The 18,569-nt window shown below is 69.7% G+C and carries 16 protein-coding genes and 1 pseudogene; 5 read left to right on the top strand and 12 right to left on the bottom strand.

The window, feature by feature from the left end; genetic code table 11:
- Nucleotides 1-19: 19 nt before the first annotated feature.
- The 11 genes and pseudogenes from rpsS to H9L22_RS01790 all read right to left on the bottom strand — a co-directional run bounded on the left by rpsS (nucleotide 20) and on the right by H9L22_RS01790 (nucleotide 10,402).
- On the bottom strand, nucleotides 20-301 hold the full coding sequence (gene rpsS, locus H9L22_RS01835) for a 30S ribosomal protein S19 (protein ID WP_187721361.1): 282 nt from the start codon (nucleotides 299-301) through the stop codon (nucleotides 20-22).
- 18 nt (nucleotides 302-319) lie between these two features.
- A complete protein-coding gene (gene rplB / locus H9L22_RS01830) occupies nucleotides 320-1,156 on the bottom strand; it encodes a 50S ribosomal protein L2 (protein WP_187721360.1) in 837 nt (278 codons plus the stop codon).
- Between the two features lie 33 nt (nucleotides 1,157-1,189).
- The gene (gene rplW, locus H9L22_RS01825) at nucleotides 1,190-1,501 is read right to left on the bottom strand and encodes a 50S ribosomal protein L23 (RefSeq protein ID WP_226966056.1); all 312 of its coding nucleotides are present in this window, start codon (nucleotides 1,499-1,501) and stop codon (nucleotides 1,190-1,192) included.
- Nucleotides 1,498-2,229, bottom strand: coding sequence for a 50S ribosomal protein L4 (gene rplD / locus H9L22_RS01820; protein ID WP_187721359.1), 732 nt, complete (start codon nucleotides 2,227-2,229; stop codon nucleotides 1,498-1,500). Before rplD ends, rplW begins: the two co-directional genes overlap by 4 nt.
- Nucleotides 2,226-2,881: pseudogene (gene rplC, locus H9L22_RS01815) on the bottom strand (50S ribosomal protein L3). The gene rplD and the pseudogene rplC overlap by 4 nt, the downstream one beginning before the upstream one ends.
- Nucleotides 2,882-2,892: 11 nt before the next feature.
- Nucleotides 2,893-3,204 carry a 30S ribosomal protein S10 gene (gene rpsJ / locus H9L22_RS01810; RefSeq protein ID WP_015071250.1) on the bottom strand — a complete coding sequence of 104 codons (312 nt, stop codon included), beginning with the start codon at nucleotides 3,202-3,204 and terminating at the stop codon, nucleotides 2,893-2,895.
- Between the two features lie 317 nt (nucleotides 3,205-3,521).
- Nucleotides 3,522-4,379 carry a pyruvate formate-lyase-activating protein gene (gene pflA, locus H9L22_RS01805; RefSeq protein WP_226966055.1) on the bottom strand — a complete coding sequence of 286 codons (858 nt, stop codon included), beginning with the start codon at nucleotides 4,377-4,379 and terminating at the stop codon, nucleotides 3,522-3,524.
- Between the two features lies 1 nt (nucleotide 4,380).
- Nucleotides 4,381-6,651 (bottom strand): formate C-acetyltransferase, encoded by a 2,271-nt coding sequence (pflB, locus tag H9L22_RS01800; RefSeq protein WP_187721358.1) that lies wholly within the window; start codon nucleotides 6,649-6,651, stop codon nucleotides 4,381-4,383.
- A gap of 157 nt (nucleotides 6,652-6,808) precedes the next feature.
- The gene (locus tag H9L22_RS19435; protein ID WP_264292520.1) at nucleotides 6,809-8,635 is read right to left on the bottom strand and encodes a glycoside hydrolase family 2 TIM barrel-domain containing protein; all 1,827 of its coding nucleotides are present in this window, start codon (nucleotides 8,633-8,635) and stop codon (nucleotides 6,809-6,811) included.
- Nucleotides 8,632-9,585, bottom strand: a complete 954-nt coding sequence (locus H9L22_RS19430) for a glycoside hydrolase family 2 TIM barrel-domain containing protein (protein ID WP_264292519.1) — start codon at nucleotides 9,583-9,585, stop codon at nucleotides 8,632-8,634. Before H9L22_RS19430 ends, H9L22_RS19435 begins: the two co-directional genes overlap by 4 nt.
- Nucleotides 9,586-9,859: 274 nt before the next feature.
- Nucleotides 9,860-10,402: an NUDIX hydrolase gene (locus tag H9L22_RS01790; RefSeq protein WP_226966053.1), complete on the bottom strand. Its 543-nt coding sequence runs from the start codon at nucleotides 10,400-10,402 to the stop codon at nucleotides 9,860-9,862.
- Nucleotides 10,403-10,472: 70 nt separating this feature from the next.
- Between H9L22_RS01790 and H9L22_RS01785 the strand changes: the two genes are divergently transcribed.
- From H9L22_RS01785 to H9L22_RS01765, 5 genes are read left to right on the top strand one after another with little or no spacing between them, the layout of a single operon-like run.
- Nucleotides 10,473-12,293 carry a DUF294 nucleotidyltransferase-like domain-containing protein gene (locus H9L22_RS01785; RefSeq protein ID WP_187721356.1) on the top strand — a complete coding sequence of 607 codons (1,821 nt, stop codon included), beginning with the start codon at nucleotides 10,473-10,475 and terminating at the stop codon, nucleotides 12,291-12,293.
- A gap of 1 nt (nucleotide 12,294) precedes the next feature.
- Complete coding sequence (locus tag H9L22_RS01780; protein ID WP_187722517.1) at nucleotides 12,295-12,960, top strand: 3'-5' exonuclease; 666 nt, start codon at nucleotides 12,295-12,297, stop codon at nucleotides 12,958-12,960.
- A 49-nt stretch (nucleotides 12,961-13,009) separates the two neighbouring features.
- Nucleotides 13,010-14,761 carry a DEAD/DEAH box helicase gene (locus H9L22_RS01775; protein WP_187721355.1) on the top strand — a complete coding sequence of 584 codons (1,752 nt, stop codon included), beginning with the start codon at nucleotides 13,010-13,012 and terminating at the stop codon, nucleotides 14,759-14,761.
- A 10-nt stretch (nucleotides 14,762-14,771) separates the two neighbouring features.
- Entirely contained in the window at nucleotides 14,772-15,680 is a 909-nt protein-coding gene (locus H9L22_RS01770) for a hypothetical protein (RefSeq protein ID WP_187721354.1), read from the top strand.
- Nucleotides 15,677-16,519, top strand: a complete 843-nt coding sequence (locus H9L22_RS01765) for a hypothetical protein (protein WP_187721353.1) — start codon at nucleotides 15,677-15,679, stop codon at nucleotides 16,517-16,519. Before H9L22_RS01770 ends, H9L22_RS01765 begins: the two co-directional genes overlap by 4 nt.
- 8 nt (nucleotides 16,520-16,527) lie before the next feature.
- On the opposite strand, the gene H9L22_RS01760 is transcribed toward H9L22_RS01765, so the two are convergent.
- Complete coding sequence (locus tag H9L22_RS01760) at nucleotides 16,528-18,540, bottom strand: ABC transporter ATP-binding protein (RefSeq protein WP_226966052.1); 2,013 nt, start codon at nucleotides 18,538-18,540, stop codon at nucleotides 16,528-16,530.
- Between the last annotated feature and the right edge of the window lie 29 nt (nucleotides 18,541-18,569).

Here is an 18,569-nt window from a genome sequence, read left to right as displayed (position 1 = left end):
CAGTTCCTTATCTCGCGCCTCAGCGGCGACGGGCCTTCTTGTCGTCCTTCACGTGACCCTTGAAGGTACGCGTGGGAGCGAACTCGCCCAGCTTGTGACCGATCATGGACTCGGTGACGAACACCGGGACATGCTTGCGACCGTCGTGCACCGCGATGGTGTGCCCGAGCATGTCGGGGATGATCATCGAACGGCGCGACCAGGTGCGGATGACGTTCTTGGTGCCCTTGTCGTTCTGCACTTCCACCTTCTTGAGGAGGTGGTCGTCGACGAAGGGACCCTTCTTAAGGCTGCGTGGCATTGTTCCAGACTCTCCCTATCAGCGCTTCTTGCCGGTCTTGCGTCGACGGACGATGAGCCGGTTGCTCGCCTTGTTCTTGTCGCGGGTGCGGCCCTCGGCCTTGCCCCACGGGGAAACGGGGTGACGGCCACCGGAGGTGCGGCCTTCGCCACCACCGTGCGGGTGGTCGACCGGGTTCATGACGACACCGCGGACGGTCGGGCGGATGCCCTTCCAGCGGTTACGGCCGGCCTTACCCCAGTTGATGTTCGACTGCTCGGCGTTGCCGACCGTGCCGATCGTGGCGCGGCAGCGGACGTCGACCATGCGCATTTCGCCCGAGGGCATGCGCAGCGTCGCGTACTTGCCCTCACGGGCGACGAGCTGGATCGAAGCGCCGGCCGAGCGGCCGAGCTTTGCACCGCCGCCGGGGCGGAGCTCCACCGCGTGCACCGTGGTGCCGACGGGGATCTGACGCAGTTCGAGGTTGTTGCCCGGCTTGATGTCGGAGCCCTCGCCCGCCGAGATGACGGTGCCCTGGGTCAGCCCGTTGGGGGCGATGATGTAGCGCTTCTCGCCGTCCGCGTAGTGCAGCAGGGCGATGCGGGCGGTGCGGTTGGGGTCGTACTCGATGTGAGCGACCTTGGCCGGCACGCCGTCCTTGTCGTAGCGCTTGAAGTCGATCAGACGGTAGGCCTGCTTGTGGCCACCGCCGATGTGACGAGTGGTGATGCGACCGGTGTTGTTACGGCCACCGGTCTTCGTCTTCGGGACGAGCAGCGACTTCTCCGGGGTGGAGCGAGTGAGCTCGACGAAGTCGGACACGCTGGAGCCACGACGGCCCGGCGTTGTCGGCTTGTACTTACGGATACCCATGAGTCAAATTTCCTTCTTCTCGCAGCACTCCGGTCAGTCGACCGGGCCCCCGAAGATGTCGATGCTCTGGCCCTCGGCAAGGGTGACGATGGCACGCTTGGTGTCAGCCTTCTTGCCGTAGCCGTAGCGGGTGCGGCGACGCTTGCCCTGGCGGTTGAGGGTGTTCACGGACGTGACCTTGACGTCGAAGATCGACTCAATGGCGATCTTGATCTCGGTCTTGTTCGCGTCAGGAGCGACGACGAAGGTGTACTTACCCTCGTCGAGCAGGTTGTAGCTCTTCTCGCTGACCACGGGACGCAGGATGACGTCGCGGTGATCGCGGATCTTCAGCGCAGTCGTCACTTGTCCTCCTCCTTCGACTTCTCGGCCACGGCGGCCTCTTCTGCCTCGGCCGCAGCCTCGGACTCGGTGGCGACGGCCTTGGCCGACTTACCCGACGCGGGGCCGGCGACGAACGCGGCAAGTGCGGCGGAGGTGAAGACCACCTTGTCGTTGACCAGAACGTCGTAGGTGTTGAGCTGGTCAACAGCGATGGCGTGCACCGTGGGAACGTTGCGCAGGCTGAGCCAGGCGACGTCCTCGAAGCGGTCGATCACGACGAGCACCTTGGACAGATCGCCTGCGACCTTGGTCAGCGAAGCGATCGCGGCCTTGGTCGACGGGGCATCGCCCGAGACGATCTCCGAGACGATGAAGATCTGGCCGTCACGGGCCCGATCCGACAGCGCGCCACGGAGGGCGGCCGCGATCATCTTCTTGGGGGTGCGCTGCGCGTAGTCACGCGGCGTCGGGCCGTGGACGACGCCACCGCCGGTCCAGATGGGCGAACGACGCGAGCCGTGACGGGCGCGGCCGGTGCCCTTCTGACGCCACGGCTTGATGCCGCCGCCACGGACCTCTGCGCGGGTCTTGGTGTCGTGCGTGCCCTGGCGGCTCGCCGCGAGCTGCGCGACGACAACCTGGTGGACCAGCGGAATGTTCAGCTGGACGTCGAACAGCGCGGCGGGAAGATCGGCCTTGCCGGCCTTCTTGCCCGAGGCATCGATAACGTCAACAGTCAGGTCGCTCATGCTGCGGCACCCTTCTTGGCTGCGGTGCGGACGACGACGACGGAACCCTTGTTGCCGGGGATGGCCCGCGGACGAGGATCAGGCCACGCTCGGCGTCGACGGCGTGAATCTTCAGGTTCTGGACAGTGATCTTCTCATTGCCCATGCGGCCGGCCATGCGGACGCCCTTGAAGACGCGTCCGGGGGTGGCGCAGCCACCGATCGAGCCGGGCGAACGGTGCTTGCGGTGCACACCGTGCGAGGCGCTGAGGCCACTGAAGCCGTGGCGCTTCATGACGCCCGCGGTGCCCTTGCCCTTGGAGGTGCCGGTCACGTCGACGAACTCGCCGTCGGCGAAGACCTCGGCGGACAGCTCCTGCCCGAGCGTGAACTCGGAGGCGTCAGCCGTGCGCAGCTCGATGAGGTGCTTGCGGGGGGTGACGTCGGCCTTGGCGAAGTGCCCGGCCTCCGGCTTGGTGACCTTCTTGGCCTTGACCGCGCCGTAGCCGAGCTGCACGGCGTTGTAGCCGTCCGTCTCGGGGGTGCGGACCTGCGTCACGACGCAGGGACCGGCCTGGATGACGGTCACGGGGACGATCTTGTTGTTCTCGTCCCAGAGCTGGGTCATGCCGAGCTTGGTGCCCAGGATGCCCTTAACGATTCGTTCACTCATTTCAGCAGACCTCACGGGAGCTTGATCTCGATGTCGACACCGGCAGGCAGATCGAGACGCATCAGCGAATCGACGGTCTTCGGCGTCGGATCGAGGATGTCGATCAGGCGCTTGTGCGTGCGCATCTCGAAGTGCTCACGGCTGTCCTTGTACTTGTGGGGCGAACGGATGACGCAGAAGACATTCTTCTCCGTCGGCAGCGGCACGGGGCCGGCCACCTTCGCGCCCGTGCGAGTCACGGTGTCGACGATCTTGCGCGCCGAGCTGTCGATGACCTCATGGTCATACGCCCGCAGCCTGATGCGGATCTTTTGTCCAGCCACAGTCGTTCCTTCTTCTCGTCCCTTTGGAAATTTCAAGTTCCTACGGGGTAAAACCCCTTGTCACTCCGACCCCCGAGGTCGGGAGTGTCGCGGCCTCGAGCCGCAGGAAACGACACCCTTCTCGACCTGGATCTCGAAGGTCACATGCCGCGCCTAGCGCTGGATGAAGACCTCACTCGGAGAGCGGCGGCGCTCGCGCACCAGCCACCCCTCGCGGAGCAACTTGCCCATTCTGTCACGATCCGCCGACCTCGCCAAATCGGGGGGCCTCCGACCCCGGTACCCGCGCCCGGGCGTGGCGCGGCGGGGCCGAGTGCCTAGTAGGTGACCAGTCCCCTGGCCCGGAAGATGTCCCTGGCCTCCTCGACCGCCTCGGCCGAAGGCGCCTGCGTGTCCGGCAGCGCGTACTCCAGGCCGATCTCCGACCACTTGTCGCGGCCCATCTGATGGAAGGGGAGGATCTCGACGCGGGTGACGCACGAGAGCTCGGCGGCGTAGTCGGCGACGGCGGCCACGTTGGCCGGATCGTCTGTCAGCCCCGGCACGAGCACGAAGCGGATCCAGGTCTCGATGCCGAGGTCCGCCAGCCGGCGCCCGAACTCGAGCGTCGGCGCGAGGTCACGTCCCGTGACACGACGGTAGGTGTCCTCGTCACCGGACTTCACGTCCAGCAGGACGAGGTCGACGTCGGCCAGCAGCTCGTCCGTGGCGTTGCGTCCGAGGAATCCGGACGTGTCGATCGCGGTGTGGATGCCCAGTTCCTTCGCACCCCGCAGGATGCGCGCGGCGAAGGCGGGCTGCTGCAGCACCTCGCCGCCGGAGAGGGTGATGCCGCCCGTGGTCGCCGCGAAGACGCCCCGGTAGCGGCGGATGCGGGCGAGCAGGTCATCCGCCAGGACCGGCACCCCGCGGTTGGCGCTCATGGTGTCCGGGTTGTGGCAGTACAGGCAGCGGAGCGGACAGCCCGCGAGGAACGTCGTCATCCGCGTCCCCGGGCCGTCGACCGCCGTCACGAGTTCCCAGGAGTGCACGGAGCCGAGCTCGCCCGCCCGCTGGGCACTCAGCGCCTCGGACCGGTCGAGATGGTCGGCGACAGGGATGCCGCCGAGCATGCTCGCCCGGTTCCGCGGGGTAGTGGGTGCCCCCGTCGGGGCACCCACTGCGGCCGAGGTCACGTCAGAGCGCCTCGTGGAAGGTGCGCGACAGCACGTCGAGCTGCTGCTCCCGCGTCAGCTTGACGAAGTTCACCGCGTAGCCGGAGACCCGGATCGTCAGCTGCGGGTAGTTCTCGGGGTTCTCCATCGCGTCGAGCAGCGTCTCCTTGTTGAGGACGTTGATGTTGGCGTGGTAGAGCCCCTCCCCCATTCCCGCGTCGAGGATGCCGACCAGGTTGGCGATCCGCTCCTCCTGCGTGCGGCCGAGGGCCGGCGGGGTGATGGTGTTCGTCAGCGAGATGCCGTCGAGTGCGTCGTCATAGGACAGCTTGCCGACGCTCATCATGGAGGCCAGCATGCCGTGCGTGTCAGCACCGTTGGCCGGGTTGGCACCGGGGGCGAAGGGCGTGCCGGCGGCGTGTCCACTCGGGAACGCGCCGGTGGCCTTGCCGTAGACGACGTTGGACGTGATCGTCAGCACCGACTGGGTCGGGATGGCGTCGCGGTACATCTTGATCTTGCGGATCTTGCCCATGACGGTGGCCACGACCTGCTGGGCGATCTCGTCGGCGCGGTCGTCGTCGTTGCCGTACTTCGGGAAGTCGCCCTCGGTGATGTAGTCGATGACGAGCCCGGAGTCGTCGCGGACCGGGGTGACGGTGGCGTACCGGATCGCCGACAGGGAGTCGGCGACGATCGACAGGCCGGCCATGCCGCAGCCCATGGTGCGCACGATCTCGTCGTCGTGCAGCGCCATCTCCATGGCCTCGTAGGCGTACTTGTCGTGGCTGTAGTGGATGATGTTGAGCGCCTCGACGTAGGTCTCGACCGCCCAGTCGAGCATCTTGTCGTAGGCCCCCCAGACGGTGTCGAAGTCGAGCGGCCCCTCGTCCGTGATGGGCTCGTAGCCGGGCACGATCTTCTTGCCGGAGACCTCGTCGCGGCCGCCGTTGATGGCGTAGAGCAGCGCCTTCGCGCTGTTGAGGCGCGCGCCGAAGAACTGCATCTGCTTCCCGATGGCCATCGGGGAGACGCAGCAGGCGATGGCCGTGTCGTCGCCCCAGTGACGACGGATCTCGCCGTCGGACTCGTACTGGATGGCCGACGTCTCGATGGAGATCAGGGAGCAGAACTCCTTGTAGCCTGCGGGCAGCTTCGGATCCCAGTAGATGGTGATGTTCGGCTCGGGGGCCGGGCCGAGGTTGCGCAGTGTCTGCAGCAGCCTGAACGACGTCTTCGTGACCAGGGTGCGGCCGTCGTTGGCGAGTCCGCCGTCGGACCAGGTGGCCCAGTACGGGTCGCCGGAGAAGATCTGGTCGTAGTCGATGGTGCGCAGGAACCGCACGATGCGCAGCTTGGTGACGAGCGCGTCGATGATCTCCTGGGCGCCCTCCTCCGTCAGGATCCCGGCGGCGAGGTCACGCTCTGCGTAGACGTCGAAGAAGCCCGACAGCCGGCCGATGCTCATGGCGGCGCCGTCCTGGCTCTTCACCGAGGCGAGGTAGGCCAGGTAGGTCCACTGGACGGCCTCGTGGAAGGTGACGGCGGGCCGACCGAGGTCGAAGCCGTAGCTCGCGCCGAGGTTCTTCAGCTTCTTGAGTGCCTTGATCTGCTCGGAGTGCTCCTCGCGGTAGCGGGCCCAGTTCTCGCTGAACGGCTGGTCGGCGACGGAGTCCTTGTCGGCCTGCTTGGCCTCGATGAGCCGGTCGACGCCGTAGAGCGCCACGCGACGGTAGTCGCCGATGATCCGGCCGCGGCCGTAGGCATCCGGCAGGCCGGTGATGAGGTGCGAGCTGCGGGCGGCGCGGATGCGCGGGGTGTAGATGTCGAAGACGGCCTCGTTGTGCGTCTTGCGGTGGCGGGTGAAGATCTCCTTGATCCGCTCGTCCGGCTCGAGGCCGGCCTCACGGATGGCCGTCTCGACCATGCGCCAGCCGCCCGCGGGCATCATGGGGCGCTTGAGGGGCGTGTCGGTCTGCAGGCCGACGATCACGTCGTCGTCCGCGCAGATGTAGCCGGCCGGGAAGGCGTCGACGTCGGCGGGGATGTGGGTCTCCACGTCGTAGACCCGTCGGGCCCGCTCGACGCTCAGGAAGTCGCGCTGCAGGGTCTCCCACACGGTCAGCGTCTTCTCGGTCGCGCCGGAGAGGAAGCCGGCATCCCCGGTGTAGGGGGTGAAGTTCGCGAGGATGAAGTCGCGGACGTCGATGTTCGTCTGCCACGCCCCGGGGCGGAATCCGTCCCAGGCGTCGTCGGGCAACGCGGTACCGAGGGTGGGGGCCGAAGCCGTCATGTGGGGTGCTCCTGAGATCACGAAGTAGGTAGGTCCTGTGCGTCTCCCGGCCGGGCGATTCCCCTCGCGACGAGGGGCTTCCCGGCTCGGGAGTACGCGCTGGTTCAAATACTACTCACGGTAGGAGTCGGACGAAAATCGGCCCCATCCACCCTGATCAGTTGAGCGAAAAGGTCACCTTCCACTCGGCCAGCCGAGGCCGCAGCTGGTACTCCGGACGCACGTCCGGGCCACACGAGGCGGAGCCGAGGCCCTGCTGCTGGACGTCCAGGTAGAGGTGCGTCGCGCTCGAGGCGGGCAGCTCGTGCGGGTGCGCGGCGGCCGTGACCTCATGGGCGTCGTGGGCCCGCAGGCTGAAGCCGGGCAGCTCGCCGGCGACGCGCTCCGCACGCAGCACGAGGTCGAGCTCAGGAAGGCTCAGCTCGCGGAGCTCGGCCCGGTGGCCGGACTCCTGCGGGACGGCGTACTCGACCACGAGGTCGGCGACGCTCGACTCGAAGCGCCCGACGAGTGCGGCCTCGGAGGAGTCCGCGTAGTTCTCGTGCGGGCCCGTGCCGAACCAGGACGCCTGGGTGAGGCCCTCCGGGAGCACCATGTGCAGGCCGACACGGGGCCAGGTGCCCTCCCAGTCGGCCGACGGCGACGCGGCGGCCTCGAGCCGCAGCCCACCGTCGACGACGGTCCAGACGAGCTGCAGCAGGACCGACTCGCGCCGGGCGGCAGCCGCATAGCGCTGGACGACCGTGAGCCTGCCCGGCTCCGCCGTCACGGAAACGACGCGGCAGTGCAGCCGGTCGAGGCCCATCGTGCGCCAACGATCCCGCGACGAGGGGCCGTACTGCCCCTTGCCGCGCGTGGCGATCGGCTCAGCGTCGGTGTAGCCGGCGTGCGCGGGCAGCGCGTCGTTCTCGGTCGGCGCCCGCCACAGCTCGAGGCGCGGACCGCGCACGGCCCGCTCCCCCAGCGCGACGAGATCGCCGGTGACGGGATCGAACGCGCCGTCGCCGAAGCGCAGCAGGCCGTCGACCTCGGTCACCTCGGCGGCCGGATCGACGGCTGGGACCGGTCGGGCCGCCTCGACCAGCAGCAGCTGGGCGCTGGCGACGACGTGGCCGGCTGCGGCCCAGGGCGTGTCGGCGGTGGTGACGGCCTCGACCGTGCGCCACAGCTCGCCCGCCTCAGGCGCCTCGTGGCCGGGGACCTCGGCGACGACGAGCTCGCCCACGGCGACCGCAGGAACCGACACCTCGCCCTCGGCGACCACCACGCCGTCGACCTCGTCGCGCCACACGATGCGGAGGTCGGAGGTGTCGCCGGCGTGACGGCGGTTCTCGACGGTCAGTTCGTCGACGGAGAGCCCCAGCTTGATGGGCGAGACCACCGCTGCGAACTCGGCCATCGCCGGGGTCGGGGTGCCGTCGGACAGGACCATGCCGTCGCAGACGAAGGAGCCGTCGTGGATCTCCTCGCCGAAGTCGCCGCCGTAGCCGTAGAACTCGACGCCGTCGGCCGTCTTCGTGCGGATGCCGTGGTCACGCCACTCCCACACGAAACCGCCGTGCCACTGCGGCAGCGTGTCGAACGCCTCCTCGTAGTCGGCGATCGCGCCCGAGCCGTTGCCCATGGCGTGGATGTACTCGCACTGGATCATGGGGCGCTTGGCCAGTTCGGCGTTGCGGCCGGGCGAGCCCCAGCGGTTGTGGCCGGTCCCCGCCGACATGTCCTCCATCTCCTCGATGGTGGCGTACATGCGCGAGACGAGGTCGCTGTAGCGTCCCTCGAAGTCGGGCTCGTAGTGGACGGGACGCTCGGGATCGCGGCGGTGCAGCCAGGCGGCCATGGCCGCGGCGTTCTGCCCCGTCCACGACTCGTTGCCGAGCGACCAGGAGATGACGCTGGGGTGGTTCTTGTCGCGTTCGAAGAACCGCTCCACGCGGTCGAGGAGGGCGTCGCGCCACCGCGGGTCGTCGGTCGGGTTGTTCACCCAGCCCCGCGCTCGAATCCGTGCGTCTCGAGGTCACACTCGTCCATCACCCACACGCCGACCTCGTCGGCGAGGTCGAAGAAGTCCGGGTGGGGCGGGTAGTGCGATGTGCGGACGGCGTTGATGTTGTGCCGCTTCATGAGGTGCAGCTGGGCACGCATCTTGTCCGCGTCGAAGACCCGGCCGTTGTCGGGGTCGTATTCGTGACGGTTGACGCCGCGCAGGCGCAGCTTGCGTCCGTTGACGCGCCACTCGTGGCCGACGATCTCGACGCGGCGGAAGCCGACGCGCAGGCTCCTGGTCTCGGCCGAGTTGGCGACCTCGGCGCCGTAGAGGCGCGGCTCGTCCGCGCTCCACGGTTCCACGGTGCCGGCGGGCACCGGGGCGACGTCGGCGGGTGTGGCGAAGGTGTGGTCGATGCCGAGTTCCGGCAGGCGCAGCGTGATGGGGTAGGCGGCGGCGTCGGCCCGGAACTCGGGGATGACGGTGCCTGCGCCGGTGACGTGGTCGTAGTCGGCCCGCAGCCAGACGTCCTCGATGCCGTCGGCGGGGCGGCCGAGCACCGTCACCTCACGGAAGATGCCGGGCAGCCACCACTGGTCCTGGTCCTCGAGGTAGCTGGCCGCCGACCACTGGTGCACGCGGACGTGCAGCACGTTGGCACCGACGACGGCGGTGTCCGTCACGTCGAGTTCCTGCGCGAGGCGGCTGCCCCGCACCACGCCGACCTCTGCGCCGTTGAGGGAGACGATCGCCAGCGACTCGACGCCGTCGAAGCGCAGGTAGACGCGGTCGCCGAACCCCTCCGCCAAGTCGAACGTGACGCGGTAGTCACCGGTCGGGTTCTCGTCGGGGACGAAGGGCGGCTCGACGGGGAACGGGTAGTTGACGTTCGTGTAGATCGGGCGACCCCAGTCCTCACGTCCGAGCAGCACCCAGTGGCTCGGCACGGGGATCTCATCCCAGGCCGAGTCGTCGAAGTCCGGTGCGGCCGCTCCCTCGGGGCGTCCTGGGGACGGGGTGAGAACCGGAACCGCCAGGTCCCGGTGAGGTCAAGCTCGGGGGCGGTGGACGCCAGTCGGGCGCGAGGGGTCACTCGGGCTCCGGAACCGGGCGCGAACGAGGTGATTTCCGACACTGCAAAACTCCTGGTCAGCAACGAAATGGGATGGGTGTCGCCTTCATCCTAGCCCGAGGTGAACCGGTTTCATAGGGCGGGGTGGATCAGTCCCACTGGTCGGGAAGAACCCGCAGCACGCCATCCCAGCCGTCCCGGAGTTCGGTCAGGAGCGCCGGCAACTCGGGCGGAAACACCTCGACCTCGAGCGCCTCGAGGTCGTCGACCGAGAACCAGCCGAAGCCATCGAGGAAGGCGCGCTCGACGTCGGTCCACCCGGACGTGTCGAACTCCCCGGAGGGCCGCTCCAGCCGGGCCAGGAAGAACACCTCGTCCTGCCGGACGTGCCGGGCGAAGAAATCGAAGGTGGCGCTCCTGCTCGCGACGGGGCCCACCAGGTCGGCGGGGTCGAGCCTGAGGCCCGTCTCCTCGGCCACCTCACGCAGGGCCGTGTCGCGCGGGGTCTCCCCCGCGTCGATGCCACCGCCGACGGTGAACCACCACGTGCGCTCCGGCTCATGGGCGTCGTGGGCCTGGACGAGCAGGATCCGGAAGTCTGCGTCGAGCAGGAGCACCCGGGCGGCCTGCCGCCACGGCATGCCGTCGGGGCCGACCTCCCAGTCGGCTCCTGGCAGGGGAACGTCCGTCACCCCGCGATGGTATCGCGCGGATCGCCCCGGTTCCCTCGTGCGGGCGAGCCGCCGCCGATACCCTGATCGCATGTCCGAGCTCGCCGAGACGACGCAGTTTCTGGCCGGCCGCGAACCCTGGTCGCTGCTGCCGCCCGACGCCGTCGCGTCCTTCGCCCGACGCGCCAGCGGCTCCTACGTCCGGCGCGGCGGGGTCATCCTCGCCGCGGGCAGCGCTCCGGGCGTCATGCACGTCATCCGTTCCGGCGCGGTGGAGGTCCGCGACGCTGCCGACGGTCTCGTCACCCACGAGGAGCCCGGTGCCTGCTTCGGGCAGGCGTCCATCCTTGAACAGCGCGGCTCGCGCTTCACGTTCGTGGCTCTGGAGGACACCCTGCTGTGGACATTCGGCACCGACGTGGTCGAGGAACTCGTCGCGGTCCCGGAGATCCGCAGGTTCTTCACCGAATCCCGGCTCGCCGACGCGAACGTCCGCTCCCCCGAGGGAGGTCCGGTGCTGCAGGTACCGGTGCGGGACATGATCACGCGGAAGCCGGTGACGATCCCGGAGACCGCCACCGTCGGCGAGGCCGCGACGGCCATGGACGCGCAGCGGATCTCGGCCATCATCGTCACGGGTACCGACGGAGACCTGGCCGGGATCCTCACCGACCGCGACCTGCGCCGGGTCGTCGCGCGCGACCTCCCCGCCAGCACACCCCTGCGGGAGGTGATGAGCACCACGCCGGTGACCATCGACGGCGACGCGCTCGCCCTCGACGTGTTGATGCGGCTCGTCGACCGCAAGATCCACCACCTTCCCGTGATGGTGGACGGCCACGTGACGGGCATGGTCACCTCCGGGGACCTGATGCGGCTCGAACGCTCGAGCCCGCTGTACATCGTCGGCGACATCTCACGGCAGAACGATCTCGCCGGACTCGTCAGCGTCGTGGGCCGCGTGCCCTCGCTGGTGAGCCGCCTGCTCCGGCAGGATGCGGCGGCCTTCGACATCGCCCACATCGTGAGCGGCACCAGCGAGGCGCTCTGGCAGCGGCTGGCCCAGTTGACGGAGGAACGCCTCGGTCCTCCTCCGGTTCCCTACTGCTGGGTCGCGCTGGGATCCCTCGCCCGCCGTGAGCAGGCCCTCGGCTCGGACCAGGACCATGCGATGATCCTGAGCGACGAGGCCCTGCCCGAGCACGACGCCTACTTCGAGGAACTCGCCGAGGAGCTGACGGCGGCCCTGGTGGCCTGCGGATTCCCCCGCTGCCACGGCGATGCGATGGCGACAAAGTGGCGCAAGCCCCTGACCGGCTGGTGGCGGACCTTCTCGTCGTGGCTGGACGCGCCGACGTCCGAGGCCGTGCTCAACTCGTCGATCTTCTTCGACATGCGCCCCATCCACGGCGACGCGGCGCTCGCGGCTGAACTGCAGCGGCGGATCCTCGCGACGGCGCCGGCATCGACCCGCTTCCTCGGGCACATGGCCGGCCACATCGGCGACGTCGACGTGCCGATCGGGTTCCTGGGCGGGTTCGTGGTGGAGAAGCGCGGTCAGCACCGGGACCGCCTCGACATCAAGCTGGGCGGGATCAACCCCATCGTCGACATCGCGCGGCACCACAGCCTGCGCTACGGGCTGCCGCACGTCGGCACCCGGGCGCGACTCACCGCGGCTGGCGCGCACCTCTCGGAGGTCGACAATCTGCTCGACGCGCACGAGTTCATGTCGTACACGCGGCTGCAGCATCAGGACCGGCAGGTGCTGCGCGGGGAGGCGCCGGACAACTTTATCGCCCCGTCGCGGCTGTCCGAGTTCGAACGCAGGCACCTTCGCAGCGCCTTCGCCTTCGTCGGCCGGGCCCAGACGGCGCTCGGGTTGGCCTACCAGACCCACATCCTGCGATGAGCTGGGGCGACTCCTTCCTGAACGCGCGGCTGGCGCGCCGTGTCCCCGCGGGGGCCTCCGCAGCTATCTGGAGACTCCCCCGCAGCCCGGTCCCACTCCCCTCGGCGAGACCCTCCTGCTCGCCGTCGACCTGGAGACGACGGGGCTCGACCCGGCCACCGACAGGATCGTCTCCGTCGGCATGGTCGACGTCGACGGCGCGTCCATCCCGCTGGGCAGCACGGCGACGCACGTCGTCGCGGGGACCGGGCCCGTCGGCCAGTCCGCCGTCATCCACACGCTCACCGACGATGCCGTGGCCGCCGGGGTTCCCGAGGAGGAGGCGCTGGACGCCCTGTTCTCGCGGCTCGCCGGCCGGACCCTGCTGGCCCACCACGCCGCCATCGAGACCGGGTTCCTCCGGGCCGCGGTGAAGCGTCGCTACGGCGTCGGCATCCGGATCCCCGCCATCGACACGATCCGGCTCGGGCAGCGGCTCCTGGGCACCCACGACGACCAGCAGACGAGCGAGCTGCGTCTCTGGCGACTCCGGTCGCGGCTCGGGCTTCCCACCTACAGGGGACACGACGCGGAGATCGATGCGCTCGCCTGCGCCGAGCTGTACCTCGCGCTCGTGGCGCACCTCCGGCTGGGCGAGTTGCGCACCGCGCTGCGGATGTCCAGCTGAATCACACCCTTGGGATTTGCCCGGCCCGGTGACTAGAGTGGCCGACCGTATGTCATCGGCGGCCTTCGAACACCTCTCCCCGGCTTTCCCCCAACGCGCTGCGTGGGGCACGGCCTCGTCTCTGCGCGCCTGGCAGCAGGAGGCGCTGACGCTCTACCAGAACGAGCAGCCCCGTGACTTCCTCTGCGTCGCCACCCCGGGCGCAGGCAAGACCACCTTCGCGCTGCGGGTGGCACAGACGCTCCTACAGTCCCGCGCGATCCGCCGCATCGTCGTCGTCACACCCACGGAGCACCTGAAGGTGCAGTGGGCCGACGCCGCGGCCCGCGTGGGCATCCAACTGGATCCTGGCACCGGCGGCTCGTCCCGCAAGGGCCGCTCCCGCGAGTACGACGGATCGGCCGTCACGTACGCGGGCGTCGCAGCCCGCTCCTACGTCTACGAGGCGCTGTGCGTCTCGAAGGACGTGCTCGTGATCTTCGACGAGATCCACCACGCCGGCGACTCGAAGAGCTGGGGCGAGGCGATCGAGTACGCCTTCCAGAACGCACGCCGTCGACTGTCGTTGACGGGCACGCCGTTCCGTTCCGACGACAACCCCATCCCCTTCGTCGCCTACGACGAGCTCGCCCCCGGCGTGATGCAGTCGCGGGCCGACTACACGTACGGCTACTCCGAGGCGCTCGCCGACCATGTCGTGCGGCCCGTGCTGTTCATGAACTACGGCGGCCCGATGCGCTGGCGCACCAAGGCCGGCGACGAACTGGCCGCCGACCTCGGCATCCCCATGACGAAGGACCTGACCGCCGCGGCCTGGCGCACTGCGCTCGCCCCGACAGGCGAGTGGGTCTCCGCGGTGCTCCGCGCCGCCGACCGGAGGCTGACCGAGGTCCGCCGCCACGTCCCGGACGCCGGCGGCCTGGTCATCGCGACCAACCAGACGACGGCGCGCGCCTACGCCAAGCTGCTCACCGAGATGACCGGGCAGCGGCCGTGCGTCGTCCTCTCCGACGACTCGAAGGCCAGCGCCCGCATCGACGAGTTCTCCGCGTCCGACGAACGCTGGATGGTGGCCGTGCGCATGGTGTCCGAGGGCGTCGACGTGCCACGGCTCGCCGTCGGCGTCTACGCCACCGCCATCTCCACCCCGCTGTTCTTCGCCCAGGCCGTCGGTCGCTTCGTGCGGAGCCGCCGCCGCGGCGAGGTCGCGACCGTGTTCCTGCCCACCGTCCCGGTGCTCCTTGCTCACGCCGCGACCCTCGAGAAGCAGCGCGACCACGTGCTGGGCCGGCCCAGGAACGACGAGGGCGACATCTGGGCCGAGACCGAGGCGCTGATCGAGGCGGCCAACCGCGACGCCTCCGCGGCCGACGACCTGCTCGGCTCGTTCGAGGCGCTCGAGTCACAGGCCACGTTCGACCATGTGCTGTTCGACTCGCAGGCCTTCGGCATGCACGCCGAGCCGTCGTCCCAGGATGAGGCCGACTACCTGGGCCTTCCCGGTCTGCTGGAACCCAACCAGGTCTCGGTGCTGCTCGCCGACCGCCAGCGCCGCCAGCTACGCCGGCGGGAGCGCGACGACCGGAAGGCCGAACCGGAGGTCGCCCTCCACCGGGCCATCGCCTCCAAGCGCAAGGAACTGAACTCGCTGGTGGCGCAGTATGCGCGGCTCAAGGGCATCCCGCACAGCCACGTGCATGCCGATCTGCGCCGCGAATGCGGCGGCCCGAAGCTCGCCCAGGCCTCGCAGGGCGAGGTGGATCAGCGCATCGTCGCGATCCGTGGCTGGCTGCGCGGCTAGGGTCGGTCCCATGACAGCGTGGCCGAGCGTTCACCTGGACGTGCCGCTGCGCGACCTTCCGGTCCGGTTGAAGGCCGCCGTGGCCGGCACCGGCATCGACGGGCGCAGGACCCTGGTCTACGTCCAGTTCGCCCGGCCGCGCCGTGGCCGGATCCGCATGGGCCTCTGCGACACCGCCACCAGGACCCCCATGCCTCCCCAGATCGTCGTCTCCGTCTCCGCGGACCTGACCCTGCGCGAGGTGCTGCTCGCCCACGTGGACGTGGACGCGTTCGCCGCGGCCGTCCTTCCCGGGCTGAGGTGGCCGTTCGTGCGGCTCTCCCTCGTCACCGCCGCGCTCACACCAGGCAGCCGGAAGGTCCAGACAAACACACAGCTCCAGCCGATGGCGCGGGACGAGCACGGGCGGGATCTCCTCCCCAGTCAGGTGCACCCTCGGCTCCCCCGGCCTGTCGCAGCGGAGGGGTCCGCCGTGACAGCCGGCGACCGGGTCGCAGCAGTGCGCGATGCCTACGCGCGGCTGCGCGACGACATCGGGTACCGGATCGAGAACTCGGCGCTGTTCGACGCGGCCCACCCTTCCACCGAGGCCTTCGAGATCGCCCTCCTGACCTTCGACCCGGGCAGCCCGGATGCCGAACGAGCGGCTCGCGTCGTGGAGACGGCCTTCGCGACGGCGCGCCGCAGCGCGGAGGCACTCGGCTATGACCACCTGCCCTCGACGGCGCGGGCGACGGCGCGGCGCGCCAGGCTGGCTGCCGCGACCGCGCTGGCGCCCGGCTCCGAGGCCGAGCGGGCCGCTGCGCGGCAGAAGGTCGCCCAGCTGCTGGGCTCGCTGGCCCTGTACTACCTGCCTGCGGTCGACGCCGACGCTCCACAGCTCGTGGTGCGCCGCAGACAGATCGAGCCCGGCCGGTGAGCCGGCCAGCCTCAGGCCTGGAGGAGCCGCTGCCGGGCCTGGTGGCGGTGGGGCTCGGCGCCACCGTGTCGGACCTTGGCGACGGCATGTTCCTGGGGATCACCGCCGACCGGAGACTGTTCGTCGCCAGCGCGGGGGTCCGCGCGGTGATCGACCTCGGTGTACGTCGCGAGGAGCTGCTGGCCACCACCTGGCGCGGCGACGGTGGACCCATCCGCCGGCAGTATCGCGTCGTGCCCGGATTCGCGACGCTGGGCTCCCTGGCGTTGGGCCGCGACGTGAGGCTCGTCCGCGGCTACCGGAGCCGTGCCGGACGCTGGGGTGTCACCGGGCCCCGCCTCCTCATCGACGGCGCCTGGCTGCGGCCGGCGGAGGTCGAGGCGCTCCTCCCCCCGGCCGATGCCCCGCGCAACGCGGCCGTCGCCCGCGTCGCTGACGTCCGTGCCCTCTACGGCCGGATGCTGACCGATGTCGCCTACCGCATCGAGAACTCGGCGCTCTTCGACTCGTCGGTGGCCCTCACGTCCCGATTCGAGACGGAGCTGGCTGCCTGGAGCGACCTCAGCGACGTCACTCCCGCGGAGGAACTGGTCCGCTGCTCCGCGGCCGTCCAGGTCTCGTTCGACGCGGCCCGGGCCAACGCCGAGACGCTCGGGATCGGGCACCTGCCGGAGACCGCCCGCGACGATGCGCGGCGTGCGGCCGGCGCTGCACGGCTCGCTGCGAACGCCGGGACCGAGGCCGAGCGGGTCGTGGCGCACGCCACCGTGGTGAGGATCCTGTCCTCCCTCGGGCTGTACTACCTGCCCGCCCCCACCCGCCTGCAGGTGGAGGACTGACAGGGCGCTCAGTCGAGCCGCGCCCAGCCCACGATGTCGGGTCCGACCACGCCTCCGAAGGCGACGACCGGCAGGGCGTCGCCGCCCTGGCCCGGGGACTTGTCGGCCCGCCGCTCCGGATAGGCCTTCGGCTCGAGCCCCTCGATCGTGGACGCCTCCAACTGCTGGGCCGCCAGGCTCGCATACAGGCCGCCGAGGGCCAGCAGTTCCTGGTGGGTGCCGGACTCGACGATCCTGCCGGCCTCGATCACGTGGATCCGATCGGCGCCCACCACGGTGGAGAGCCGGTGCGCGATCGTGAGCGTGGTGCGGCCCACGGCGACGCTGTCGAGTGCCTCCTGCACGACGCGCTCCGAAACGGTGTCGAGCGCGCTGGTCGCCTCGTCGAGCAGGAGCACGGGCGGGTCCTTCAACAGGACCCGCGCGATGGCGATGCGCTGCTTCTCGCCGCCGGAGAGCCGGTAGCCACGCTCCCCCACGACGGTGTCGTAGCCCTGCTCGAAGCCGACGATGATGTGGTGGATGTTGGCGGCGACGCAGGCCGTCTCGAGCTCCTCCTGCGTGGCGTCAGGCTTCGCGTAGAGGAGGTTGTCGCGGATGGTGGCGTGGAAGAGGTACGTCTCCTGCGACACGATCCCGACGTGGTCGATGATCGACTCCTGGGTGAGGGAACGGACGTCGGTGCCGGCGAACAGGACGGCGCCGGAGGTCGCCTCGTAGAGGCGTGGCGCGAGGTACAGCACCGTCGACTTGCCGGCGCCGGAGGGCCCGACGAACGCGACGTGCTCGCCCGGAGCGGCGGTGAAGCTGACGTGCGACAGCGTGGGTCGGGTGTCGGGCGCGGCATCGGGGTAGCGGAACGAGACGTCGCGGAACTCGACCTTGCCGAGCGGGCCGGGGCCGTCTGTCACAGGGATGGCCCCTGCCGCGTCGGAGATCGCCGGGGTGAGGTCGAGGTATTCGAAGATCCGGGCGAAGATCGCGCCGGAGGTCTGCAGGTCGAGGGCGACCCGCATCAGGCCCATGAGCGGCTGCAACAGCCGCGCCTGCACCGTCGTGAACGCGACGACGGTGCCGGCAGTGATCGTGTCGACACCGCCGCTCACCAGGTAGCCGGCCACCAGATAGATCACGGCCGGGATGCTGGCCATGATGACCTGGACGACGGCGAAGAAGCCCTGGCCGCTCATCGCCCGCTTCACCTGGAGGCTGATCTGGTTGGTGTTCTCCCGCTGGTAGCGCACGGATTCGGTGCGTTGCCGGTTGAACGCCTTCGACAGGAGGATGCCGGAGACGCTGAGGGTCTCCTGTGTGATGGCGGTCAGCTCGGACAGCGACTCCTGCGTCTGGGCGGCGATCCGCGCCCGCACCTGGCCGACACGGCGCTGGATCAGGACCAGGATCGGCATGATCACGACCGCGATGAGCGTCAGCCGCCAGTCGATCAGCAGCATGGCGACCAGCGCGGAGATGACCGTGACGACGTTGCCGAGGATGCTGGTGACCGTGTTGGTGAGCACCCCGGAGACGGCGCCCACGTCGTTCTGGAGCCGGGACTGGATCACGCCGGTCCTGGTGCGGGTGAAGAACCCGAGTTCCATGGCCTGCAGGTGTTCGAAGAGCCGGACCCGCAGGTCGCCGGTGACCCGGTTGCCGACGGTCGAGGTCAGCCACGTCTGGAGCACGCCGAGCGCCGCCGAGAAGAGGTAGAGGCCGATCATGACCGCGACGAGCTGGGCCAGGAGACGGAGCCGGGGTGCCCCGTCAGCAGGGAAGAGCGCGTCGTCGAAGACCCGTTGCACGAGGAGCGGGGGGACGACGGCGATCGCAGCCCCCACGATGACGATCAGCGCCGTGGCGGCGATCCGCCCGAGATAGGGCCGAAACAGCGCGAGGATCCGCCGTTGCAGGTCCGGGATCTGCGGGGCTGCCGCGTTCAGCTTCCGCTGGGCGGCTTCGTCGACGCCGCGGCCCAGCCCACCGCGGCCTCCACCGCCTCCCCCACCCATACCCATCGACATGGCGACACACTAACGCCCGCCGTCCCGGT

The organism is Tessaracoccus defluvii (assembly GCF_014489575.1).
GTDB lineage: Bacteria > Actinomycetota > Actinomycetes > Propionibacteriales > Propionibacteriaceae > Arachnia > Arachnia defluvii.
Note: the sequence above shows the minus strand (reverse complement) of the source record. Positions and strands in the feature narration are given on the sequence as shown.